Genomic DNA, 25,785 nt, shown 5'->3' with positions numbered 1-25,785 from the left:
GGTCACACCCTTATGAAAAAGCTGACTACCCTTTTATTGCTACTTATCGTCATTGCTATCGCTGTGTATGCAGGCTCGCCCTACTATAGCGCCTATCAGCTCAAAAACGCTTATGACACCAAAGATGGTGCGACTATCGCAGCTGCCATCGATTATGAGCAGCTGCGACCGAGTATTCAGACGCAGCTGACCGATGATTTTGCAGTGACGATGAGTGAGTACCCACTGGTCGCAGAATTGGGCGGCAATGCACTCAGCCAAGCAGCGGATAACTTTATCGCTCAAGCCGTAGATATCGCGGTCACCCCGCAAAACGTTGAGAGGCTCATTGACACTCAGGGCCAAGCTAATACCGCGACCAAACAGCTGGCGGCGGCTTGGGCCATCGCTAGTAATCAGGTTGATTTGCGCGGTCTGATTCAAGACCTTATTATTCAGCGCGGTGATATGAGTGCAGTGATTGCCAATCAGACGCAGCTGGTCATGGAAAAGCAAGCAAACGAGCTTGCTCAGCAAGACGCGCAAGCTGGTGATAAACCTGCATTAAATTACTGCGGTATCAACTGCTTTACGATTAGTGGTCAAGTCAAAGGCTATCCTATGACGATAGAGATGGCGCGTAACGGCCTTATTGAGTGGAAAATCGTTGATATTGTGCTTCCTTAATAAAATTATAAGACGCTATTGATGTGTCTTTTAGCCTATAAGTGAGTTTATAATGCATACTCAAACTATACTTAAAAAAACAGGCTCTGATTCTGATATTCAAGAATCGATGACTATATTAGATGGCGGAATGGGACGTGAGCTTGAGCGCCGCGGCGCGCCCTTTCGCCAGCCTGAATGGTCGGCACTAGCTTTGAGCGCTGATCCTGATAGTGTGCGTGATGTTCACTTAGACTACATTAAATCGGGCGCTAGCGTCATCACTACTAACAGCTATGCGGTCACGCCTTTTCACTTAGAAGAGCGGTTTTTTAGTGAAGGAGCGCAGCTCATAAGAGTTGCCGCGCAGCTTGCATTTGAAGCAGTACAGGCCAGCAAAAGTCTGGACACACTACAACTGGACCCCCTACAACCTGTACAAATTGCGGGCAGCTTACCGCCACTCTTTGGCTCTTATCGACCTGACTTGTTCGATCCTAAGCGCGCACCTATGATCGCGCGTCCGTTATTAGCTGAGCAAATAGACTATGTCGATATCTGGCTGGTAGAAACACAAAGCAGCATCCTTGAAGCGATCACTTGGCAGCACCTAATTACAGATTTTACAGCAACTCAAAGTAAGCACTCAGCCAAACCCATTTGGGTCGCATTTACGCTCGATGATAGCGCATTAGATATGGCTACTGACGACAATGAATCCGATAAGCATATAAATACCGCGAAGCTGCGCTCTGGCGAATCTGTGACTCAGGCTGTAGAGGCTATGCTCGCGCTCAGTGTCGACGCTATACTCTTTAACTGTAGCCAGCCTGAGGTTATGAATTTGGCATTACAAACAGCCAAAGCAGCTCTAAATAAAGCAACTGTAGATACAACAATTACAGACAAAGCCTGCAACATGCAGCTAGGCGTCTATGCCAACGCGTTTGCCTCAAAGCAGGTGCATAAACAAGCCAACGCACAATTGCGGCAAATACGCAAGGATACGACCCCTGAGAACTACTTGACGTGGGCCAAGCTCTGGCAAGCTTCTGGCGCTACTATCATCGGTGGTTGCTGCGGCATTGGGACTGCTCATATCACGCAGCTTGCGCAGCATTTAGCTGTCAAATAGCGATGTTCCAGAGTCAGTATCAAAATTCTACTCTACCCCCAAAAACGCCAAAAACTCAGGACTCTCAAAACTCGCTTGATATAAGACGCCATCTTCGCGATAAATTGCAGGGGTGGCTATCACTGCCAATCCCGCTGCCTTCTCACGGTTAGGCGTCACATAATCGGTGCTACAACCAGCAGGTGCTGGGGTCATCTGACCGTTTAGCATAGCGCTATCTAACGCTTGGCGGCGGCTTGCCTCACCAGACTGACACCAAATACCGCGCATCTGCTCAGGTGACTGCTCATAGATAGGATAGCCAATCGTTTTCACGGTAACGCCCTTTTGATTTAGACTATCCATCTGCTTGTGTAGCCTACGGCAATAGGGACAATTGACATCCGTTGCAACATAAATAACGGCGCGATCAGTAGTCGTTGCCGGATAAGTAATCAGCTGCGACTCATCTAATTCGTTAAATACCGATAAGTTTTTGCGGGTTTCAAAGTTTTCATCAAGACCCGTGAATTGACCATTCTCTATCACCGATATCTCCCCATCTGTCACGTATTGCGCATCATCAGAGACCAAAAACGGTACGCCTTCTAACGTTGCACCCCAAATGACGCCAGGCACTGCTGTGTAATAGAACGGCGTTTTGGCGCTCATGTTAGCAAGCGCACTCATATTGGCAAGGAGCGCTGACTTGACCGCACTATTGACTGGCGTACCGACTTGCGCAGAACTGCTACGCGTAGGCGTCTGGGTCACGACGCGCGGGCTTGGGTTTTTTTGCAAGTCGCCTTGGATGACGTATTTGGCGTCTGCGGTGATATGGAGTGGCGGTTGTCCAACCAGATCAACTTGATACATATTTGGCAAATTAGAAGGAGCGATCGATGTAATCTCAACCTTGATACCCGCCTCGCTTAACGTTTGACGGATATAGGCATCCACCGTTTGGCTCACTGAGCTGGCTTGAGTATTGCTTGACTGAGAGACGCTACTCATCATCGATGTGGCAGGTTCAGCGCAAGCACTTGTCGCTAATAAGAGAGCGCTAACGAGACTAATTGCTTTAAATAAAGGCGTGGTTTTGATTGTGGGTAGCAGCATAGCGATTGTCCTAACACAATGGAGTAGTTGCTAGAGTCGGTTGTAGTCAGAGACGCGATAACATTAGCAATTACTATACAAAAAAGTAGATTAAAAGATATCAGGACTTTAGCACATAAGTTAAATTCGGGAAGGGTTTGCCAGTTACTTTTGCAAATCGCTACCTGAGCTTAAGGGAGGCGCAATACAAATAGATAAAATGAGGTAAAAATCTTGTATGGTTGTAGGGTATGGTTAGAGAAGCGTAACCTGAAAGTCTTTGAAACAAAGTGCTGCTTTGTTAGACTTGCAAGGAAAGTTCTTTAAATAAAAATTTTAAAACGACTAGAAGGTGGGTTACGTTTTATTGAAATTCTTTATAACAATTCCATAAAACTAACCACACCCTACGTAAGATTAGTTAAATGACTTCTAAAACTTAGCCACTTCATCGGCAGTCAAGAAACGACTATCGCCGCGCTCTAACCCGTCTAAAGTGATATGACCGATACTTGCGCGGTGAAGCTCGGTGACGCGATTGCCAAAGTAGCCCATCATACGTTTGACCTGATGGTATTTACCTTGCTCCAAGGTCAGACGTGCATGCGTCTCATCGATAAACTCAAGGGTGGCAGGTTTAGTCGGCTCATAATCGCCTTCTAACAATATACCTTCACTCACCTTTTGAATAGCTTTAGCTTGTGCGTCCTCATCCATAGGATCAGCTAGGGTCAGCTCATACACCTTGGCATGCTCGTGCTTGGGACTCGTCACGCGGTGCAGCCAGCCGCCATCATCACTAATGAGTAGCGCGCCTGTGGTATCGACGTCCAAGCGCCCTGCAATACGCAAACTACCCAGCTCTGGTACGGCGATGAGTTCTGTGACGATAGGATATTCCTTGGCCTTTAGCGTACATTCAAAGCCTTCAGGCTTATGCAGCAAGATATAGCGATTGCCTGTCGCCACCGATAACGGCTCGCCTGCCCACAGCACTTCATCATTGACAATATCGACATGCACGCCTGGATCTTTGATGACCTCGTCGTTGACCGTTACTTCGCCAGCGTGCAGGATTTTTTTGGACTCTTTACGCGACAGTTCAGTGGCTTTACTAATAAATTTATCTAAACGCATGCTTTTGCTACCATTTGATTTGTTATAGTGAGGCAAGTTTAACATATTCACTCTCAGCCTAGGCATATCATCACGACTATATGAGCTATCAAACCCCAAAAACCGCCGTCAGCGCTCGCCTTGACATCAAAAAATCAGCCTTTATCACTTACGGCTATCCTGTCAGCTCACGTGAAGCGGCTATGTTTCATGTGGAACAATTGCGCGCGCAGTATCCAGATGCGCGGCATTGGTGCTGGGCCTATATCATAGGCGATCCTAACAATACGACGAGCGCAGGTTTTGATGATGATGGCGAGCCAAGCGGTACCGCTGGAAGACCGATATTAAATGTATTGCAGCACAAATCTATCGGTAATGTGATTATTATCGTCGTGCGTTATTTTGGCGGCATTAAGCTGGGCGCAGGCGGTCTGACGCGTGCCTACGCAGGATCAGCGCAAGCCGTGGTCGATGAGATGACGCTGCAACCTTATGTGCCTATGACGCAAGTACAGATCGTTGCCGATTTCGCTCATGAGTCGCAGTGTCGTTATATCGTTGAAGACCTACAGGGTCATCTTGACGATGTCGTCTATAGTAAGCAGGTCACGCTGACTGTGACCATCGCTGACGCTGATATCGCAACGTTGAAAGAGCGTTTGGCGATGGATGGTCGGGTGCTTGAGGACTAAACTGCTTAGAAGACTCACTTATTTGAGTAACCACCCGTTCACTCAAAAGCGTTGGTTTTGCCAGTGGCTATCGGTATGATGACTCATCCTTTTGATCCCACTTTAATAAGATTCTACTATGTATATTCATAATGCCCCAAAAGCCTTTAAACCCGCTCCCTTTAAGCCGCCTTTTTGGCTAACCAATTCACATCTGCAAAGCATCTTACCCAAGTTCTTTGCGCCCAAAACGCCAACGTATCGCCGCGTGGTCAAACCAGACTCCTTGTGCGAGACAGACATCGCCTACGACTTTTATGATGCGCATCCAATCGATAACCCAGATAGCGCCTTAGAGCAGACGCCATTGATCGTTCTGTTCCACGGGATGGAAGGCAGTAGCGATAGCCATTATGCGCGGGCTTTGGCGTATCAGATACATGCTCAAGGCTGGCACTTCGTCGTCGCTCACTTTCGCAGTTGCGGCGGTATACCTGCAAATGGTCGCGTGTTTTATAACGCGGGCGATACCAAAGAGGTGCACCATATGCTACAAAATCTGCGTGAAGAATTTGCCAATATCTATGCCGTTGGCGTCTCTCTTGGTGGTAATGCGCTGGCAAAATATCTGGGTGAATACGGCGATAAAGCCCTCTGCGAAGGGGCAGCGGTGATCTCAGCACCTGTCGATATGTCGTCCGCTGCGCTGAGTATGCATAGCTTTTTGAGTCATCGGATTTATACCCCGTACCTGCTCAACCCTATTATCAAAAAAGCACTCGCCAACGATATCACTGAAGAAGAAATCGCCTCTATCAAAGCCGTCAATCGCATCAGCGACTTTGACCATATCTTTACCGCCCCGCGTCACGGCTACCGCTCCAATAACGACTACTATCATTCTTCCTCGGCGCTACCTTACTTAATCGATGTGACTCACCCCCTACTCCTCATCAGCGCCAAAGATGATCCCTTTATCGGCTTTACCGCGACCGAAGGCGATGTCTCAGACACGGTTACTATTATCGAGACGGATAACGGCGGTCATATTGGCTATTTGCGTTATCGCTCAGAAAAATCTCAGGCCAAAAACGAATCAGCAAATGCTAAGTCCGCAAATGGTGACAACAGCAAAACCTCAAGATTTGATATCAATTGGATACCCGAGACCGTCAGCGCTTACTTTAAAGCCATTGGCGTGGGTTCTAATCAATCATAAGCCGTCATTACTTAGGTCACTTACCCTTGTAAAATTTTGAGACTATATTATGTATCCTTACCTGCGCTATACCAAGTCTATCGTTGACGCTGTCATCGCTAATAAAAAACAGCAACCTCTAGACTTTACGCAAACGAGCGAAGTGACAGTGCGTTGTAGCTTTACCGATATCGATCCGATGTTTGAGATGAATAATGGCCGCGTGTTGACCGTCTATGATATTGGGCGTACCGACTTTATCATTCGTACAGGGCTTGCCAAGCAGCTACTCAAACAGCGTTGGGGTATGGTGGTGGCTGGTAGCACGGTTCAATACCGTAAGCGTATTCGCCTGTTTGATAAAGTGACGATAAAGACGCAGCTGGTCGGTATGGATGAGCGCTGGCTCTATCTTGAGCACTCGATGTGGGTCAAGGGCAAGCCGTGCTCCTCGGTGCTACTACGCACAGGCGTAACAAAAGGCGGCAGAGTAATTGAAACTGCACAGGTATTAAAAGCGCTAGGTGAGCCTGATTTGGTTGTGTCGCCTGAACCTTGGGTACAAGAGTGGATAGCGTCCAATAAAGAACATCGTTGGCCACCAATGGCTCAGAGCTAAAAAACTCCACTTGAGCTTCTGACCACCTTATCCTCCGTTACCCTAAGTTTTGAGAGCAGACCATGTACCCCTTTATTCGTCATACCATCTCACTTATACAAGCGCTGTCGCAAGTCAAAAAGGGTCAGACGTTAACCTTAAATGAGGTCAGTGAAATTGAGTTTCGCTGTCAGCTGACGGATATCGATGATTACTTTGAGATGAATAATGGGCGCATACTGACCCTATATGATCTGGGTCGCATGAACTTTGCCGTACGTACTGGGCTTGGTCGTCAATTGTTCAAGCAACGTTGGAATCTGATTGTGGCGGGTACGAGTATTCAATATCGCAAACGTGTCCGCGCCTTTGATAAAGTGACGATGAAAACTCAAATCGTCGGTATTGATGCACGCTGGATATATATTGAACAGTCCATGTGGGTCAAAGGCAAGCCTTGCTCCTCTGCTCTATTACGAACCGGTATTACTAAAAAAGGCAAGCTAGTCGAGACCGCGCACGTACTTGCAGCACTGGGTCAAGCCGATTGGCTAAAACCACCTGAGCCTTGGGTACAAGAATGGATAGACGCAAATGAGGATCATCGTTGGCCGCCGATGGGTGAGATCGTTTAGGATTTTTAAGCATTTAAAATGTTTAAAAATACAGAATTGAGAGCAAAATTACCGAGTAAGTTTTTGGTAACTTTAGCGCTACCCTTAGCTAACAAGTCACTATATAAATAAATATAATAAATGCTAAGATAATACTGAGTACACCGCTCAACTCATTATAAAATAAGGATAATAATATGGCTAAGCAAACAGATTACGTCGGTACGCTATTTGATAATAGCGACTCAAACCCAAGCAAGATCACCCTCGCCTTTACTATGGCAGGCGTCGCCCTCAAGCAAGGTCACTCTGCAACCGTTATCTTGATGGTAGACGCGGTACACCTAGCCTTACCTAATGCGCTAGATAATGTCGATATTGGCGATCCCTTCGAGCCTGCTGGCGAGCTGCTAGAAGCCTTTATCGAAAAAGGCGGTCAGGTCTTGGTCTGCGGCGCGTGTATGAAACATAACGGCGTGGCAGAGTCAGACATTGACAAGCGCTTCCCCGTCATCAGTGGTGATGATGTGGTTAAGCTGTTGATGAGCGCAAAGGGATCTTTGCAGTTGAATTAGAGCTGAACAAATAAAGTTATAAAAATGAGCTGGTTTTCTTTGGCATCTTTTGATGGTTTGGGGAGCTGACTTATTTTTTGTCTACAATAATTTAGATTTCAAAATCTATTTTGTAGATCAAGCTTTTGAATAATTAAAATGTTGGGTAGGGTGCGCCCAGCGCACCGATTGGTTATTTTGATGTAGCTCAAAGAAATAAACAGAAGACACGTTAGCTAAACCAGAACCTTGAAGCTATAAACTATTTAATTCTATGATGCGCTAGGCGCACCCTACGGCTTAACTACGAAACCGTAGTCAAATATATTGACTACAAATCTGTAGCTAACTACCTTAATAGTAGTAAAGGTGGACATAGGGAGCGGTTCAGCTTGAGCACCGTCAAAAAATTGCACTACAATTTTAGGTGGAAATGGGGTGTGGTTTAGCCTCGATTGCAGCGGATATACTTAGCTAGACACTGTGTTGCGGGGACTTGGCTTTCTAGAAAATCTTAGATTTTCTCTTGCGTCGGGGTAAGTGTCTCCCAGACACTTACTGTTTCCCTCCTCATATCGAGGCAACAGGAGCACGACTGCCTATTAGTCACCGCCACGGTGGCAGCTAAGATAGTAGCGTAAAGCGGGAATAGCTACTACTTAACTCCTTCCCGAAAGCGCTTATAATCCTCAGCCGTTTGATCGACCGCCTCAACCATCGGCACGTGACCGATATCCTTCATCATAATGACTTGTGATTGTGGAATGATGTCTTTGATCACCTTGACGGTTTCAGGCTTGATGACTTGGTCTTTATCACCCCATACCACGAGCGTTGGGATATTGTAGTCGGCGATGACTTTGGCGCGCTCCTCGACATTGTCAGTAACGATTTGCTCCAAAATATTGGCGTGTAGCCCTCTATTGGCAAGGCGCTCTTGCGCAAATACTGCTTTGACCGATTTTGGAATATATGGCGGCTTGTACATGACAAAATCGTACATATCGTAGAAGTCTTCTTTGCTATTAATCAGCAAAGGATTGTTCTCAAGGGTTGCGCCCTCTAGCGATTTTGGCACGCCCGCTGACCAAAACCCTGCGCTATCGACCAGCCACAGACTTTTGACCTCATTAGGATACTTTGCCGCATACGCGACACTGATCGCGCCGCCCATCGAATTACCGCCGACATGAATATTGGACGCCACGCCCTTGGCTTGCATCAGCTCATGCAAGCGTGTGGCTTGTGCCTGTGAGCGGTAGTCTGCGCCCATAGGCTTACTCGATTCGCCAAAACCAAGCAAATCAGGAATCAGCAAATGATAACCCTCTAGCTCATCAGCGATACGGGTAAAGTTGTCTTTGTTACCACCGAAGCCATGTATGAGCAATAAAGGCTCGCCTGCGATGTTGCCGTTTTCGGCATAGACCAGCTTATCGCCAGACGCTAGGGTGAATGATTTGGTCGTTAGATCCGATTTATTGCGCTCATACTGAATGAGCTTTTGGGTAGTATTGACCGCAAGTGTGTTGGGCGCGGTGGTACAGCCAACGACGGACGCCGCTAGTAAAGTGGCGAGACTAAGACGTTTTAAGATCATGAGAGCTTCCTAAATATGAATTTTGCTTATGAGTTTAACGGCAAACTCGTGTTTAGGGTTGTTAATTGATAACTTGATAGTCAAAACAGTTTTGTAATAAACAAAACGACCACCGAGCTGATTACCTTTCTAATCAAATGACTCAAGCATTGTCATTTATAATAGGCATCTTTATTCAACCTACGCCTACTTGGATGGCAAAAAGGATGCACATTGAGCGATACTCATACTGCCACTGATAAGAAGCGTGACCTTACCAAAGGATCCATTCCTAAAACCATGCTGCTATTTGCCTTGCCTACCCTTGGCTCATCAGCGCTACAGTCTCTAAACGGCTCGATCAATGCCGTTTGGGTGGGTCGGTTTTTGGGTGAAGAGGCGCTTGCCGCAACGGCGAACGGCAATATCTTGATGTTTATTATGATCTCTTTTGTCTTTGGTTTCGGTATGGCGGCGACTATCTTGATCGGTCAAGCGATGGGCAGCCGCAACGAGGTCCTGATCAAGCGCACGATGGGAACGGCGCTGGGTAGCATTATTCCGATAAGTGTACTGGTCTCGGCAGGCGGATGGATATTTGCGCCGATGCTACTAGATCTACTCGGTACGCCGCCAAGTGCGTTTGATCTTGCGCTGACTTATCTGCGCATGATTTTTATTGCGATGCCTGTCACCTTAACTTTTACGCTGATGATGATGGCGCTACGCGGCACGGGGGACTCTACGACGCCGCTTTGGTTTATTATTATCTCGGTGGTCATTGACCTGGTTTTGACACCGACACTTATTTTGGGTCTGGGGCCGTTTCCTGAATGGGGTATATTTGGCTCGGCGGTTGCAACTGCGGCGGCAAATGCTATCGCGCTTATTGGCATGATTATTACTTTGTACTGGCGCGGCTCAGTGCTGACCTTAAGTATGCCAGAGCTGCGCTTTTTGCGTGCTGACCGTGAGATTTTGAAGTCGATGTTCTCCAAAGGTTTGCCCATGGGTCTGCAGATGATCGTTATCTCATCAGCGGCTTTGACTATGCTATCGCTAATTAATCGCGAGGGCGTGCAGACGACCGCTGCCTACAGCGCGACCCAGCAGCTGTGGACGTATGTACAGATGCCTGCCATGGCGCTCAGTGCGGCGGCAAGCGCCATGGTCGCGCAAAATATCGGTGCTGATCAATGGAGCCGCGTGGCAGGAATCACCCGCTGGGGGCTTATCTTTAACGTGGTGTTAACAGGTACTATGATCGGCGTACTAACCATTTTTGATAGCACTATTTTGAGCTTTTTCTTGGGTAGTGATAGCCCAGCGGTACCGATTGGACGCCATATTCAGCTCATGGCGACATGGGGCTTTGTGTTCTTTGGTATCGCGCAAGTGTTCTTTGGCACTATGCGTGCAAATGGCTATGTGATTTGGCCGCTGATTGTCATGGTGATCTCGATGTATCCGGTGCGACTTGGCTTTGCTTTTGGGCTTTATCCTGTACTTGGCACCGATGCGCTTTGGCTGTCGTTCCCAGCAGGCATGGTTGCTACCGCTGTGATGGGCGGAGGACTATATCTACACGGCGGCTGGCGTAAAGGCAAAAACCTGTCGGCAGAGGAAGCGGCGCAAAGATCTGAGGGCTACCGTGCTCAGGTAGGGACTTGTTCGTCGTGCCGTGATATGGCACCGACGACGTCGTGGAAGCATTTACCTTCGCTGCGTATTGCCGACTTACGCCACAAACTTCAGAGCATTGATTAGGTACTGCAAAAGGGCGAATTTAGTGAGGCTAAGCGTTGGCATCGAGTTGGGGCTAGCTCAATAAAAACGTCACCGCCGCTAGCGCATGAATAGCGGTCATTAAAAACAATAACTAAGCAGAAGATTATGGCAAACACTACTACCCTCAACATTCGTATTCGTCGCAAATACTACCGTCTGATATTTACCTGCCTTATGGCGCTAATGATGTCGCTTATCATTTCAGCGGCACTGATACTGGTCAAGACGGGCTATAGCGATTATTTTTTCGCTGATCTAATGGGCTCATGGGGACTGGCATTTGTCTTTGCTTGGCCCAGTGCTTATCTCTGCGCGTATCTGGTGCAAGAGCATGTGCTGAGCCGCATCGAGTTTTATTGATCTTGTTAGACTCTCACAACATCAGGTAACCAAATCTGCCTTGCTAGTGATCCAAGCCTCTTGTTAAGGTAATTGTTTATAACAACAATAAAGGAGGCCACTATGCAAGCCTATCTACTCCATAAAGCAGGCGGTATTGAGAATCTAACTCTAAGTGAGATTGATACGCCCATGCCCAAAGATGGTGAGGTGCTAATTAAGATCAAAGCCATAAGTATCAATCCTGTCGATGTCAAAATACGCGAGATGCCAAAATTACTAGACAAAGTCTATGGCACCGATAGACCACTGATTTTGGGCTGGGATATTGCAGGTATAGTCCATGCGGTGGGCCGCGATGTTACTGACTTTAAGGCGGACGACAAGGTATTTGGACTCGTTAACTTCCCAGGTCATGGCAGTGCGTATGCCGAATACGTCGCCGCGCCTGGCGAGCATTTGGTCGAGATGCCTGAGGGCACCTCTTTTCCAGAAGCCGCCGCGACCACGCTTGCAGCATTAACCGCATTACAAGTACTACGCCCAAGAATAAAGGCGGGTGATAAAGTCCTTATTCATGCAGGCTCTGGCGGCGTCGGTCATTTTGCGGTACAGATCGCCAAAGATATCGGCGCTTATGTCATCTCCACCTCCTCCGCTGACAATAGGGATTTTGTGTTGTCGCTCGGTGCAGATGAGCATATCGATTATGAAGCTCAAGACTTTGAAAAAATAGTCTCAGATTTAGACTTTGTATTGGATGCAATCGGTGGTGAGGTGCTCAAGAAATCTCTAAAAGTGACCAAAGATGGCGGCGAAATCATCAGTCTACCTACCCCGCAATTCTCTGATGAGGTACTCGATTATGCGCATGAGCACGACATCGATGTTGCTTATTTTAACGTCACCTCTAATGGCGATGATATGCAAACCCTAAAGACTATGCTTGAGAAGGGGGTGCTAAAACCGCATGTGTTCAAGACTTTTGCCTTTGCAAAGCTGCATGACGCGCATCGTCAAGTTGAGACCAATCATACCGTAGGTAAAGTAACCGTTGAGGTATAGCTCATTTATTAAAGAACGCATGAATCAAAAGGTTTAACTAAAGTCACATTGCGAACCTTTAGGTTCACTTGTTATGGTAGTGCTTGTTTTATAGCTATCGAGCAAGTAGCTAAGCATTTGCAAAAACATTCAAAAGTACAAAACACTTAAAATCAAAAAAAGGATTTATTATGCGCAGCGCAACTTATAACGAATTTGGCAAACCAACCGAAGTACTCAGCCTAGGCGATCGCCCAATTCCTGAGCCCAAAGCCACCGAGGTACGCGTCAAAACCACCCTCGCCTCTATTCATAATCATGACCTATTGACCATTCGCGGCAAATATGGCTTTAAGCCTGAACTGCCAGCCATCGCAGGCTCTGAGGCGGTAGGCGTGGTCGATGCTGTTGGTAGTGATGTCAAAAATCTAAAAGTCGGTCAGCGTGTCGCCGCAGCCAGTGTACAAGCCACTTGGGCGGAGTATTTCGTCGCTGTCGAGGATATGGTCTTTGCCATCCCTGAGAGCTTAGATGATGAGATGGCGGCGCAATTGATCGCTATGCCGCTAAGTGCCCTTATGCTGCTCGAATTCTTAGAAGTAGAAAGTGGTCAATGGGTCATTCATAACGCTGCTAATGGCGCGGTCGGTAAGTCGCTTGCCATGCTAGCCGCAGCGCGCGATGTCAACACCATCAATGTCGTACGCAGTAAAGAAGCGGTAGAGGAATTAGAAGCGGTCGGCGCAAAGAATAACATCAATACCGAAGATGAAGACTGGAAAGAACAGGTCAAAGCGCTCCTCGGTGACGACAAAATCAGCGCAGCAGTTGATTCGGTCGGCGGTCAAGACAGCGGCGATATGCTCTCGCTCCTAGGTCATGGCGGCACCTTTGCAGTATTTGGCGCGATGTCGGGTAAGCCTATGGTACTTAACCCTACCGATGTGATCTTTAAACAGGCGGTGATCAAAGGATTTTGGGGTAGCAAGCTGAGCCAAGAGATGAGCGTGGAGAATAAACAACGCCTAGTTGATGAACTCATCGAGCGCGCCGTAGATGGTAAATTACAGCTTCCTGTCGAAGCTACTTTTGATTTGGCTGATATCACTCAAGCGGTCGATGGCAAATTGCAATCGGGTAAAAATGGTAAGGTATTACTTAAGCCATAAATATATACAAACCTACTAGCACTAAACCACTATTTTTTTAGGAGATACTATTATGTCCGAGCAAACCTTTAAAGCGCTAGTCGTACGCGAAACCAGCGACGGCGAATTTAACAAAAGCATTGAGCAGCGCCATGTTAGCGATTTACCTGAGAATGATCTGCTAGTTGAGGTGCATTACTCATCCTTAAATTATAAAGACGCAATGTCAGCCTCAGGCAATAAAGCTATTAGCAAAAACTTCCCACATACCCCAGGTATCGATGCTGCTGGCGTGGTCGTTAGCGATAAGTCTGGCACTTTTACCAAAGGTCAAGAAGTCGTCATCTTTGGCTATGATCTAGGCATGAACACTGATGGCGGCCTCGCTGAGATGATTGCTATTCCTGCTGATTGGGCGGTTAAATGTCCAGACTCTCTCACGCTAAAAGAGGCGATGATCTATGGTACGGGCGGTGTCACTGCCGCGCTTAGTATCCAAAAGCTTGAGAAAATGGGCGCAAAACCTGAACATGGCTCTGTCGCCGTCAGCGGAGCAACGGGCGGCGTCGGTAGTATCAGTATCGCCATACTTAATCAATTGGGTTATGACGTTATCGCCTTCTCAGGAAAAACGGAACAAACCGAGCATCTCAAAGAGCTTGGCGCAACTGAAGTCCGTCATCGTGATAGTGTCAATGAAGTCGGCAGTCGACCTGTCGGACGCGAGCTGTGGGCCAATGCTATCGATACCGTTGGCGGTGACTATTTAGCGAACTTGCTCAAGCAAACCAAAGCAGGCGGCGCGGTGACCTCTTGTGGTCTGGCGGCCTCTGCTGAATTCTCCATGACGGTACTACCCTTTATCACTCGCGGCGTCTCCTTGCTCGGTATCGATTCGGTCTTTATTCCGTTAGAAGACAAAAAAGCGATTTGGGAGAGAGTGGCTACGGATATGAAGCTGCCTGATCTTGAGAGTTATGGCGAAGAGATTACCCTTGAGCAAACCCCTGAGTACCTAGATCGCTTTATGGCGAGTCAGACGGTTGGGCGTTATGTGGTGAATGTTCGGGGTTAGGGTTTGGTTTAGAAGATAGGTTTTTAAATAATGGCAGTGCTCTTTTGGGGTGCTGCTTTTTTTTTGGAACTCAAGTTTGCGTTCATTTGCGTTCATTTGCGTTCATTTGCGTTCATTTGCGTTCATTTGCGATTATTCAAAACTGTAAGTTACCTGTGAAATTAGACAAAGATAGTATTAAAATGCTCTGAGACATATACTAACCACATTAAATAGAAACAAACTCAGATGACTAAAGGGATATAAATGCCAACACTCAATTGGATTGGTAAAGAAGCAGTAGAAAAGCATCATAAAGAAGTACCATTTCGTTTATTAGAGCCTGTAGAAGCGTTATCTTGCGGGGATGCTGATAGTGGAAATCTAATCGTACAAGGTGATAATTTAGATGCCCTAAAAGCACTGTTGCCGCGATATGCTGGAAAAGTAAAATGTATCTATATCGACCCGCCCTATAACACGGGTAATGAAGGTTGGGTTTATAACGATAATGTGAATAGTCCAGAGATTAAAAAATGGCTAGGCGAAGTGGTCGGTAAAGAAGGTGAAACCTTAGACCGTCACGACCGTTGGTTATGTATGATGTATCCAAGGCTATTGCTTTTAAAACAATTTCTACATGAAGATGGGGTCATTTTTGCATCGATTGACGATAATGCACATTGCTACTTAAGATTTCTTCTTGATGAAATATTTGGCTCGAATTGTTATAAAAATACAATAGCAGTTAGACGTGGAGTAAAGAATGTGCAAGCACAATTTGATGATTGGAGCGCTCTTGCTGTTGGTCATGAATATATCTTAATGTACTCAAAAAATAAAAGTACTCGTTTACCAAAGCTAATGTTAGAGCATGAAGTTGAAAAACCTGGAAAATGGGATACTTTTTGGCGCGGTACTGATAGACCAACAATGAGGTATAAACTATTTGACTTCACTCCTGATAAAGGTCAGTGGCGTTGGGAACGCGTAAGAGCTACTAAAGCTCAGAAGAACTATGAATATTATCTTAACAATATTCAAGACGACATGAGTTTAGATGAATGGTTTATTGAAAACCTTACTGCTAATAACTCAAAGTTAGATTTCGTTCGCGAAAATGACCAAGGAAGTATTCAGTATTACGTCCCACCTAGTAGCGGAAAAATACTGAGTGATAATTGGATGGATATATTGCTCAGTGGAACTGAAACCACTTTTGAGACAGAAAAAAGTATAAAAATAATAGAGCGTATTATCTCTTGGATGACGAAAGAAGGAGATATTATTTTAGATTCTTTTGCTGGTTCAGGTACAACCGCACACGCCGTAATGACAGTTTCAAATAGAGAAAACTGTAAGAGAAATTTCATTGCGATAGAAATGGTAGAAAATATCTCTAAAAATATTCTTATACCTAGGCTAAAAAAAGCCGTAACTGGCTACACCAAAGGAAAAAAGAAAATTCCACCATTAGGTGGCGGTTTTCAAGTTCTTAAATTATCAAAGTCATCGATTTTTAGTTCTGATGGTCAAATCCGTTCCGATGTTACATTCGATCAGCTAGCCGAATTTGTTTGGTTTATGGAAACGGGAACTGGTTTAAAGCTATCTGATTTAAAGTCTATAGATAAGAAAAATATTACACCCTATCTCGGGCAATATAAAGATAGAGCGATATTTTTGCTCTATAACGACATCCTAAAAGATAAATCTGACGCTGGTGGCAACGTCCTTAACGGTCGAACTCTTGAAATACTAGAAGAAGCTTTGCCAAACTTTGAAGGTCAGAAGATTATTTACGGTGCTCGTACACGATTTGATAAAACAAAACTAGCCAGACTCAATATTACTTTTCACCAACTCCCTTATGAATTGGCGGTTAAAACATGGTTCTAAATAATAAATCACTAAAAAACTATCAAAACAACTTACTTGCAGATTATTCAAGCTATCTATACCGCTGTAGAGAGTTGAAAGACCCTGCTGCCGCCTTTGCAGAATCTACCCAGTTGATGACTTCTGGTCTAGCTCAGCCTTACTATCCATTACCAGAGATGGATCATGTGCCTTATGTCTGTCTTCGAGTACCTACTGGTGGCGGGAAAACACGCATAGCAGGACAATCTATAAAACAGGTTAATGATGCGTTCTTAGCAGTAGAGCATTCGTTAGTACTTTGGCTAGTTCCCTCAGATCCCATACGTGAACAGACTTTATATGCGCTCAAAACCGAAGGAGAACTGCTGCATCAAGATATGCGCGACCTATTTGGCGCGGTTAATGTCTTAGATATCAATGAAGCACTGTATATGCAGCCTGCTACACTGAATACTGGCAATACGATTATTGTCGCGACCATGCAAAGCTTTAAGCGTGACACAGCAGACGGCTTGCGAGTGTATCGTCAAAACGGTGCACTTATGCCACACTTTGAAGGTGTAAGTGCTGATGAGCAAAAGGGCGAGCATTCGTTAGTAGATGTGATTCGCTTGAGAAGACCCTACGTCATTGTAGATGAGGCACATAACCAAGGTACTCAGTTAGCAGCTGATACTCTCAAACGCTTCAATCCTAGCTGTATACTAGAACTTACCGCCACACCAGATAGATCACATCAGCCCTCTAACGTATTACGTAGCGTTTCAGCCGCTACTCTACAATCAGAGGATATGTTAAAGCTGCCATTAGAGCTAGCTATTCATCCAGAGTGGCGCGTTTCATTGACAGAAGCAATTGCTCGATTACGTCAGCTAGAAAAACATGCTGAAAAAGAGAAACAACTCACTGGAGAAATTATAGATCCAGTAGTGATGCTAATTCAGGCCGAACGAACTGCTAAAGAAAAAGAGACGTTTACGCCAGACAAAGTAAAAAAGCACTTAATTGAGGACTTCAATGTTCCCGAAGAATCAATAGCTATTGCAACGGGCGCTGTTGATGAATTAACAGGTAAAAGGCTAGGCGATCCTGACTATCCACAGTTTATTATTACCGTTGATAAACTACGTGAAGGTTGGGACTGTCCGAATGCATACGTTTTATTTTCTTTCAGAAACACCACTTCTGCTACAGCTGTAGAGCAGGTACTCGGTCGTATATTACGTATGCCTCATGTCGTACGTAAAAGTGAAGAAGCGCTTAATCGCAGTTATGCTTATGTCGTATCGAATGAGCTTGCTGCTACTGTTCAGAATTTAAAAGATGGGTTGGTTCAGAGTGGTTTTGAGCGTTTAGAAGCAAAAGACTTGATAGTCGCTCGTGGCGAAGAACAGAGCGGAGATTTATTCTCGCAACCTACCGATTTGATTATTCCACTACCTGAGTATGATGGATTTTTGTCCCTTCCTGATGAAGAGTCAGTTTCAGCATTACCGAAATCCTTACGAGATAAAATTGAAATTTCACCAGAAACCTCTACATTGACGGTAAAAGAGGGAGCCACTTCTAAACAAATTCAGCAAATATCAGAGACTTTTAAACAGCCAGAAATAGCAAAATCGATAAAGGAACAACTCAACACTGCACTTGCGATTCAAGCAGCGCCGCCCAGCCAAGAACTAACACCTGCGGAAAAAGGAGTCTCAGCTAAAGTACCTTTACTTAGCTATAGTCAGTTGAGCTTTTTCGATATTTTCGATGAAACGCCACTATTAGATGCTGACTGGGAAATATCAGATTTTGATTACAAACTAACGGATGCTGAATTTTCTCCAGATATAGAAACTATGCGTCGCGCTTCATTAAGTATTTCTCAATTAGAAAGAGTTGAGTGTGATGTTTACGATCAAATGGATAGCCAACTAGCTATTTTTGGAAAAGAGCAAGGTTGGCAAGTAACAGATATCATATATTGGCTAGATAGAAATTTGTATTTCCCTTATTCAGAGCGCGATGTAAAGGTGGCTTGGTTAAACGCTGCCGTTTCTTATTTAATGAATGAAAAGAATTTTACATTAGATGAATTAGCGTATCGTAAGTTTCGTTTACGAGGTGCATTACAACGAAAAATGGCTGCGGGACTAGTAGAAGTAAAACAGCGTGTTTTTGACGACTTATTTGCTGATGAAGATAAATTTGAAGTTAGGAACGAGCATGCTATTACTTTTGAGCAAGGTCGCTATGGCTATGATAGCGTTTACAACGGTTTGATCCCTTTAAAAAACCACTTCTTTAAAGTTATTGGTAATTTAAAAGATAAAGGGGAGGAGTTTGAATGTGCTGAATACATTGCACACCAAATGCAAGGAGTTGAATGGTGGGTAAGAAATGTAGAGAAGAAACCTACGTCTTTCTGGTTGCAGACAGCTTCTGATAAATTTTATCCTGACTTCGTTGTTAAGCTTAAAAGCGGTGTAATTTTGGCTATTGAATATAAAGGAAAAGATCGCTCTGTAGAGATGGGTAATCGAGATAGCATAGAGAAAAAACGTATTGGTGATTTGTGGGCAAAAAGAAGTAATGGAGCTTGTGGTTTTGTATGGGTAGAAAATAAGAACTGGCAGACATTAAAAGATGCTGCGGTGCTATACGGTTCTTAGCAATCCTTTTATTATCCTATACAAGCTGTTTTTATAGTTCACTAGGTTTTGATAATCGATCAATCTCCGACTCGTAGAGCGTTTTAGTTTTTTAGCCTCGATTGCAGCGGTTATCCTTGTTTGACCACTAGATTGCAGCGACTTAGCCCGCGCAGAAAATCATAGATTTTCTCTTGCGTCGGGACGAGTGTCTCCCAGACACTCGCTGTTCCCCTCCTCATCTCGCGTAGCAGGAACACAGCGAGCTTTAGTCGGTGCTCTAGGAGGCAGACAAGATATTAGTGGAAAGCGAGATTAGCTCCAAAAATCTTAAACAAAAAAAACACCCAACCAAGTTGAGTATTTCTTATTTCAGCTAAAACCCATCACTAAGCCAACCCCTACTCCCACTCAATAGTCGCAGGCGGCTTACTCGATACGTCATAAGTCACGCGTGAGACCTCAGCGATTTCATTCATGATGCGATTACTCACCGTCTCAATCAGCTCATACGGCAGATGGGCAAAGCGCGCGGTCATAAAGTCCACGGTCTCGACGGCACGTAGCGCAATCACCCACGCATAGCGGCGACCGTCACCGACTACACCGACCGATTTGATCGGTTGGAATACCGCAAACGCTTGCGCGGTCTTGTCATACCAGCCAGAACGCTCAAGCTCCTGCATGAATATCGCATCGGCTTGACGCAGGATATCGGCGTATTCTTTGGTGACTTCACCCAAAATACGCACGCCCAAACCTGGCCCTGGGAACGGATGACGATAGATCATCTTGGCAGGTAAGCCAAGAGTGATACCGAGTTTACGCACTTCATCTTTGAACAGATCACGTAGCGGCTCAATGAGTTTAAAAGCTAAATCATCGGGTAGACCGCCGACGTTATGATGGCTCTTGATGACGTGGGCTTTGCCTTGATGTGATTTGGCCGATTCGATAACGTCGGGATAAATTGTGCCTTGCGCTAGGAATTCGACCACTTTGCCATCGCTTTGTTCGCTAACTTGGCGCGCGCTATCGGCGAAGACATCGATAAAGGTTTTGCCGATGATTTTGCGTTTGGCTTCAGGATCAGACTCGCCTGCTAGCGCGTTTAAAAATAGATCCTCAGCATCGACACGGATGACTTTGACACCCATGTTCTCCGCGAAGACTTGCATCACTTGATCGCCTTCATGCAGACGCAAGAGACCGTTATCAACAAACACACAAGTGAGCTGATCGCCAATGGCTTTATGCAATAATGCCGCGACCACCGAGCTATCAACCCCGCCTGATAGCCCAAGCAAGACTTGCTTATCACCAATTTGCTCTTTTAATTGTGCCACGCGCATATCAGCGATATTGTCTGGTGTCCACTCGCCAGAGCAGTCGCAGATTTGATGCACGAAGCGACCGAGTAGCGCTTGCCCTTGTAGCGTATGGGTGACCTCTGGATGAAACTGGAGACCGTAATAGTGCTTATCATCATCCGCCATAATCGCAATCGGACAGCTGGGCGTACTAGCGATAATCTCGAAGCCTTTAGGTGCCTCAACCACCTTGTCACCATGGCTCATCCAGACATTGAGCTGAGTAGTTGCCGCTTCTGTCGTCTTATCTTCAATGCCTTCGGTAAGCTGTGAGTGACCGTTTACATTGATTGTCGCTGCGCCAAACTCATGGATGTCACTGGCATGTACCTCACCGCCGAAACGATCTGCCATCGCTTGCATACCGTAGCAAATACCCAATACTGGCACGCCTAAATCAAACACTGCATCATTAATACGCGGGCTATCCGCTGCGTGCACGCTCTCAGGACCGCCCGATAGGATGATGCCCTTGGCACCAAAGTCAGTAATACGCTGGGTGTCGATATCAAAGGGTAACATCTCACAAAATACCCCTGAATCGCGCACACGGCGAGCGATGAGCTGACTATATTGTGAGCCAAAATCAAGGATTAAGATGCGGTCTTCTTTGATAGTTGGGATTGCAGCAGTGGTCATAATATCGTCCAATGGTAAAAGCAGAAAAATAAGCGTATTTTAGCAAGAATAAGACGAGTATGCGCGACTGATAACATCGATTGTGCAACAAAATAGAGCCGCTTCTATATCGACAGTGACCGTGACTAGATGGATCTCATTTAATACATAAACCCTTGGGTTATTCGTTACTATAATTTTGATATAACCATAATGGAGACAGCTTGTGAGCAAAACAGCCAAACCTAAATCTGACGATCCAAAAGACTATATCCTTACCAAGTACGATATTGACGCCATTCCTGAAACCAGACACGTACATCAGTTTAACGACAACGCTATTCGCCATACGGTATCTCTAAGTGACATCGTTGGACTGAACACTTTTGGTCTGCATCTGGTACGCGTTGAGCCAGGCGATGAGACCACCCAGCATCACTATCATGAAGAGTCAGACGAATTTATTTATGTGCTAGAAGGCGAGCTGACGCTACGTTATGGTGACGAAACTTATCCGTTAAGTGCAGGCGATTTTGTTGGTTTTCCAGCGCATGGTGCAGCCCATTCTATGCGTAATGATAGTGATAGCGACGCCACCTACCTTATGGGTGGTAGTAGACCGCCGATTGATATCACCAATTATCCCGATATCAAACGCAGAATGTATAAGATCCATGGAGAAAAGGAATTTGTCGATTTAATAGATTTAGGTAAAGTCTAAATAAATAATAGATAGAGCGAATGGTAAACTTATAAAGAATAGTTTTTTGTATTGCGATTATCTAGAAAAATTAGTATGGTGACTTATCATTTGGTTTAGTCATTAGTTGAGTTTTAGCATCTTGTATAGACTCACTCCCATTCAAAATATTACGATTATAACTCGACAGGTATGTCCCTATGAGCAAACTCAAATCCCTTCTCCGTAAAAACCCTAAAGCCAATAAATCTGTGCCTCTCGCAATCGCCTCTGATAGCAAAAATACCGACAATACCAGTCTCGATATGACTTCCAAGACCAACACCCCTATCGAGCAAACGCGCTGGAATGGTTGGGGTAACGTCAATATCAATAAAAAAGTCTCACCGCATGGCGCAAAACTGATTAAATCACAAATTGGCAAGACTAAAAAGCTCAAATCAGTTAGCCTGCAACAAGTGCTAAAAACTGTACCACAATCACGTTTGCCAGCTGAGCTTACCGATCTTGATATGGTATCGACCGATCAAGAAATCAGACTCAGACACGCCCGCGGTCAAAGCTTCCCTGATTGGATCGCTATGCATGGCGGTGACTTTGAAGTGTTCCCCGATGGCGTAGCTTTCCCCGAATCGACTAGTGATGTCGAGCAATTACTTAAGCTGGCTCAAGAGCACGACTTAATTGTTATTCCTTTTGGCGGCGGTACTTCAGTAGTCGGTCATATCAACCCACAAAAGGGTTCGCGTCCCGTGTTAACGATTGCTATGGGTGAGATGGCGCAGCTGATTGACTTAGATACCGAGAGCCAAATTGCCACTTTTGGCGCGGGTACGCAAGGGCCTGCAGTCGAAGCACAGTTGGACGAGCACGGTTATCGCTTGGGACATTATCCGCAGTCGTGGGAGCTATCAACGCTAGGTGGCTGGATTGCCGCGCGCTCTAGTGGACAGCAATCGCTCGGCTATGGGCGTATCGAGCAGATGTTTGCTGGCGGCACTTTAGTCACTCCGCAAGGCGTGCTAGAGATTGCTGATATACCCGCATCCTCAGCAGGGCCTGATCTGCGTGAGATGATGATGGGCACTGAAGGTCGCGCGGGTATCTTTACCGAAGTGAAGATGCGCGTGCAATCGCAACCTGAGGAAGAGCTATTTAAAGTGGCTTTTTTGCCGAATTGGGAAGCGGGTAAGGCGGTACTCAAACAAGCGGTGCAAAACGATGTTCGCCTGTCTATGCTACGCCTAAGTAATGCGGTCGAGACTGACGCACATTTGCATCTAGGTACTACGCCAAGTCAGTTTTTAGCCATTAGTACTTATCTAAAAGCGCGCGGGCTGAGCTCAGAAAAGGTTATGCTCACTTATGGCTTTTCAGGTGACAAGGCGCAGAATAAACTAGCTATCACTCAGTTTAATAAATTGTTAAAGCAAAATGGTAGTGTCACGGGCAAGATCACTAATATTATGGGTAGTGTTTGGGCACACGGGCGTTTTAAATTTCCGTATCTGCGCGGCACGCTTTGGGATCGCGGCATTATGGTCGATACCTTTGAGACTGCGACCAACTGGAGCCGTATTGACGAGCAAATGGCGCAGATGCAAGACGCGGTAAAAACCTCGCTCGCTGATGAAGGCGAGGACGTCATGGCCTTTACCCATATCTCACATGTCTATAAGCAAGGCGCAAGTCTATATACCACTTATTTCTTCCGCGCCGCCAAAGATCATGCAACCACCTTACAGCGCTGGCAAAAAATCAAACATGCGGCAAGTACTAGCGTGGCTAATGGCAAAGCGACGATATCACATCAGCATGGCGTCGGTCGCGATCATGCCCCGTATCTGGCTGCCGAAAAAGGTAAGCTTGGCATTCAAGTGACTCGTGATATGCTCAAAAGCTTGGATCCTGAGCAGCGTATGAACCCGGGTGTGTTGCTCGAAGAGTAATTTTAATTAAGAGCTTTGTTTATAGCCAGTTTGATAGAAGAGCGTTACAGCGCGGCTGGTCTTGATTTTGCGCAGCCTCTGGAGTGACGCAGTCGCACAGCAAGCAAGCAAGCAAGCAAGCAAGCAAGCAAGCAAGGAAAATTTATACCAGTCACGCGTCATAATACAAAGGGCTTAGTTTATTTGAAATCAACTATGTCTAATAAATTATTAATTAAGAAGAATGGTTTATGACTCAAAGCAAACAACGCCAGCAAGCCCTCGCGCCTCTAGCACGATCTGAACCTTGGGATATGCTCATTATCGGCGGCGGTATTACTGGGGCGGGCATTGCGCGTGAAGCGGCAAGGCGTGGTCTAGCGGTATTACTTATCGAGCAAAAAGACTTTGCTTGGGGCACCTCCAGCCGCTCTAGCAAAATGGTACATGGCGGATTGCGTTACATAGCTTCGGGCGACTACAAAACCACCTTACTTAGCGTCCGTGAGCGTGAGCGTATGCTCACTGAAGCAGACGGTCTGGTCAACGAGATGCACTACGTCATGCCGCATTATAAAGGTAAGTTTCCACCGCCGTGGATATTTAATACCTTATTAAGAGTCTATGACAGAATAGCGGGCAAGCGCTATTTTAAGTATTTTAAAAAAGACGCCTTTTTGCGTCTAAATCCTAATATAAAGCAAGATAAGTTTTTGGGTGCCAGCCAGTTTAGCGATGCCGTCACCGATGACTCGCGCTTAGTGATGCGCGTTTTAGACGAAGCCATCCATGACGGCGCGCAGGCGATTAATTACCTGAAAGCCGAGTCGCTTATCACCAATGAACAAGGCTTAGTCGTTGGCGCAACTTTAAAAGACACCGCTTCTAAAGATAGCGATCAGACTTATAACGTTTATGCCAAAGTCGTGGTCAGTGCCACAGGCGCTTGGGCCGATACCTTACGTATGCAAGCCAGTAATGAAACCGAGCAAAGCTTCCATAAGCAAATCCGACCCTCACGCGGTAGTCACTTAGTGGTCAGTCAAGAGCGCTTACCTACCTCGCAAGCTTATACCTTTTTACATCCTACTGATAAAAGAGCGGTATTCGTCTTTCCGTGGGAAAACCGTACCGTCCTTGGCACCACTGATTTGGATCACCCGCCTTTAGATGATCAAGAGGTCGGCATTACCAATGAAGAAGTCGATTATCTATTAGACGCGACCAATGGATTGTTTGATGATACGGACTTAAACCGCGAAGACGTTATCAGCACTTGGGCAGGCGTGCGTCCGCTGATCTCCGATGGCGGTGATGGCAAACGCGTCAGTCCTAGTAAAGAAAAGCGTGATCATAGCGTTTGGCTCGATAATAATCTTGTTACCGTCAGCGGTGGCAAGCTCACCACCTTTCGCCTTATTGCCCTTGATGTACTTGAGAAGTGTCAACAAGTACTCGCGCTTAGCGATACCACTATGCAAAACCAAACAGTAAGTGGTGACCAAGTCTTTAGTAACCCCACCCCTACCCATCCTAAATTTGCCACTTTACCAAAACCTCTACAACAGCGCTTGCAAGGGTTTTATGGTCTACAGCTTGATAGGTTACTAGACATAGCGCATGACGACGAGTTAGCGTATGTCACCGATAGCAATACTATTTGGGCCGAGATTCGCTTTGCCGCGCGCTTTGAGCAAGTCATTCATTTAGATGATCTACTACTGCGGCGTACGCGCTTAGGTTTGATTCTCCCGCATGGCGCGATGACACCGCTTATTAGCGCGAGACTGAAGCAAATCTGTCAGCAAGAGCTGGGCTGGGATGAGCAAAAGTGGCAACGAGAAGCCGCTCGCTATAGCGAGTTGTGGCAACGCTATTACCATTTGCCTGCGGCTTAGTGCTTCTTCGAATTATTATAGAAATCAGTGTTCTGGATTAGTGCTACTGGTGTAAATTTTTACATAAACTATCTGTGTAACTCTACAGATAGTCAACCGATCTTGAAAGTGGTACAAGGCAGACGAGCGCAAGTACTACGATAGTAGGCTAAGCGAGTCTAACGCTGTAACACTTTAAGAGCGGTTCG

General features: G+C 45.9%; 21 protein-coding genes. 17 read left to right on the top strand and 4 right to left on the bottom strand.

All coding sequences use genetic code 11. The features are described 5' to 3' along the window. Positions 1-12 precede the first annotated feature (12 nt). Together ACTXGE_RS00575 and ACTXGE_RS00570 are read left to right on the top strand one after the other, a co-directional pair. On the top strand, positions 13-666 hold the full coding sequence (locus tag ACTXGE_RS00575) for a DUF2939 domain-containing protein (RefSeq protein ID WP_443541244.1): 654 nt from the start codon (positions 13-15) through the stop codon (positions 664-666). 52 nt (positions 667-718) lie between these two features. Further along, on the top strand, positions 719-1,780 hold the full coding sequence (locus tag ACTXGE_RS00570; protein WP_435949972.1) for a homocysteine S-methyltransferase family protein: 1,062 nt from the start codon (positions 719-721) through the stop codon (positions 1,778-1,780). 27 nt (positions 1,781-1,807) lie between these two features. Here ACTXGE_RS00570 and ACTXGE_RS00565 read toward each other — a convergent pair whose 3' ends face one another. Next, positions 1,808-2,878: a disulfide isomerase DsbC N-terminal domain-containing protein gene (locus ACTXGE_RS00565; RefSeq protein ID WP_443541245.1), complete on the bottom strand. Its 1,071-nt coding sequence runs from the start codon at positions 2,876-2,878 to the stop codon at positions 1,808-1,810. A gap of 411 nt (positions 2,879-3,289) precedes the next feature. Next, on the bottom strand, positions 3,290-3,994 hold the full coding sequence (locus ACTXGE_RS00560; RefSeq protein WP_443541329.1) for a pseudouridine synthase: 705 nt from the start codon (positions 3,992-3,994) through the stop codon (positions 3,290-3,292). Between the two features lie 80 nt (positions 3,995-4,074). On the opposite strand from ACTXGE_RS00560, the gene ACTXGE_RS00555 reads away from it, so the two are divergent. From ACTXGE_RS00555 to ACTXGE_RS00535, 5 genes are all read left to right on the top strand, one after another. Beyond that, positions 4,075-4,668, top strand: coding sequence for a YigZ family protein (locus tag ACTXGE_RS00555; protein WP_443541246.1), 594 nt, complete (start codon positions 4,075-4,077; stop codon positions 4,666-4,668). A 118-nt stretch (positions 4,669-4,786) separates the two neighbouring features. Then, positions 4,787-5,866: a YheT family hydrolase gene (locus ACTXGE_RS00550; RefSeq protein ID WP_443541247.1), complete on the top strand. Its 1,080-nt coding sequence runs from the start codon at positions 4,787-4,789 to the stop codon at positions 5,864-5,866. A 49-nt stretch (positions 5,867-5,915) separates the two neighbouring features. Beyond that, positions 5,916-6,464 (top strand): acyl-CoA thioesterase, encoded by a 549-nt coding sequence (locus tag ACTXGE_RS00545; RefSeq protein WP_443541248.1) that lies wholly within the window; start codon positions 5,916-5,918, stop codon positions 6,462-6,464. A gap of 62 nt (positions 6,465-6,526) precedes the next feature. Next, positions 6,527-7,078 carry an acyl-CoA thioesterase gene (locus tag ACTXGE_RS00540; protein ID WP_443541249.1) on the top strand — a complete coding sequence of 184 codons (552 nt, stop codon included), beginning with the start codon at positions 6,527-6,529 and terminating at the stop codon, positions 7,076-7,078. A gap of 176 nt (positions 7,079-7,254) precedes the next feature. Further along, complete coding sequence (locus ACTXGE_RS00535) at positions 7,255-7,632, top strand: DsrE family protein (RefSeq protein WP_443541250.1); 378 nt, start codon at positions 7,255-7,257, stop codon at positions 7,630-7,632. Between the two features lie 634 nt (positions 7,633-8,266). Here the strand turns inward: ACTXGE_RS00535 and ACTXGE_RS00530 are convergent. After that, positions 8,267-9,211 (bottom strand): alpha/beta hydrolase, encoded by a 945-nt coding sequence (locus ACTXGE_RS00530; RefSeq protein WP_443541251.1) that lies wholly within the window; start codon positions 9,209-9,211, stop codon positions 8,267-8,269. 213 nt (positions 9,212-9,424) lie between these two features. Between ACTXGE_RS00530 and ACTXGE_RS00525 the strand changes: the two genes are divergently transcribed. From ACTXGE_RS00525 to ACTXGE_RS00495, 7 genes are all read left to right on the top strand, one after another. Next, the gene (locus tag ACTXGE_RS00525) at positions 9,425-10,957 is read left to right on the top strand and encodes an MATE family efflux transporter (protein ID WP_443541252.1); all 1,533 of its coding nucleotides are present in this window, start codon (positions 9,425-9,427) and stop codon (positions 10,955-10,957) included. Between the two features lie 126 nt (positions 10,958-11,083). Continuing rightward, complete coding sequence (locus tag ACTXGE_RS00520) at positions 11,084-11,338, top strand: DUF2798 domain-containing protein (protein ID WP_443541253.1); 255 nt, start codon at positions 11,084-11,086, stop codon at positions 11,336-11,338. Positions 11,339-11,440: 102 nt separating this feature from the next. Then, the gene (locus ACTXGE_RS00515; RefSeq protein WP_443541254.1) at positions 11,441-12,382 is read left to right on the top strand and encodes an NADP-dependent oxidoreductase; all 942 of its coding nucleotides are present in this window, start codon (positions 11,441-11,443) and stop codon (positions 12,380-12,382) included. Positions 12,383-12,552: 170 nt separating this feature from the next. Next, the gene (locus ACTXGE_RS00510; RefSeq protein ID WP_443541255.1) at positions 12,553-13,530 is read left to right on the top strand and encodes a zinc-binding dehydrogenase; all 978 of its coding nucleotides are present in this window, start codon (positions 12,553-12,555) and stop codon (positions 13,528-13,530) included. Positions 13,531-13,582: 52 nt separating this feature from the next. Beyond that, positions 13,583-14,584, top strand: a complete 1,002-nt coding sequence (locus ACTXGE_RS00505) for an oxidoreductase (RefSeq protein WP_443541256.1) — start codon at positions 13,583-13,585, stop codon at positions 14,582-14,584. 246 nt (positions 14,585-14,830) lie between these two features. Further along, complete coding sequence (locus ACTXGE_RS00500; RefSeq protein WP_443541257.1) at positions 14,831-16,462, top strand: site-specific DNA-methyltransferase; 1,632 nt, start codon at positions 14,831-14,833, stop codon at positions 16,460-16,462. Beyond that, on the top strand, positions 16,453-19,104 hold the full coding sequence (locus ACTXGE_RS00495; RefSeq protein WP_443541258.1) for a DEAD/DEAH box helicase: 2,652 nt from the start codon (positions 16,453-16,455) through the stop codon (positions 19,102-19,104). Before ACTXGE_RS00500 ends, ACTXGE_RS00495 begins: the two co-directional genes overlap by 10 nt. Before the next feature lie 380 nt (positions 19,105-19,484). On the opposite strand, the gene guaA is transcribed toward ACTXGE_RS00495, so the two are convergent. After that, the gene (guaA, locus tag ACTXGE_RS00490; RefSeq protein WP_443541259.1) at positions 19,485-21,092 is read right to left on the bottom strand and encodes a glutamine-hydrolyzing GMP synthase; all 1,608 of its coding nucleotides are present in this window, start codon (positions 21,090-21,092) and stop codon (positions 19,485-19,487) included. Between the two features lie 205 nt (positions 21,093-21,297). Between guaA and ACTXGE_RS00485 the strand changes: the two genes are divergently transcribed. From ACTXGE_RS00485 to ACTXGE_RS00475, 3 genes are all read left to right on the top strand, one after another. Beyond that, positions 21,298-21,792, top strand: a complete 495-nt coding sequence (locus tag ACTXGE_RS00485; RefSeq protein WP_443541260.1) for a cupin domain-containing protein — start codon at positions 21,298-21,300, stop codon at positions 21,790-21,792. 179 nt (positions 21,793-21,971) lie between these two features. After that, entirely contained in the window at positions 21,972-23,720 is a 1,749-nt protein-coding gene (locus ACTXGE_RS00480) for an FAD-binding oxidoreductase (RefSeq protein WP_443541261.1), read from the top strand. 230 nt (positions 23,721-23,950) lie between these two features. Then, entirely contained in the window at positions 23,951-25,597 is a 1,647-nt protein-coding gene (locus ACTXGE_RS00475; RefSeq protein WP_443541262.1) for a glycerol-3-phosphate dehydrogenase/oxidase, read from the top strand. Positions 25,598-25,785 lie beyond the last annotated feature (188 nt).

The sequence above is a fragment of the Psychrobacter sp. T6-4 genome (assembly GCF_052258425.1).
Lineage (GTDB): Bacteria > Pseudomonadota > Gammaproteobacteria > Pseudomonadales > Moraxellaceae > Psychrobacter.
The sequence above is the reverse complement of the archived record's forward strand: the minus strand, read 5'-3'. Positions and strand labels throughout refer to the sequence as shown.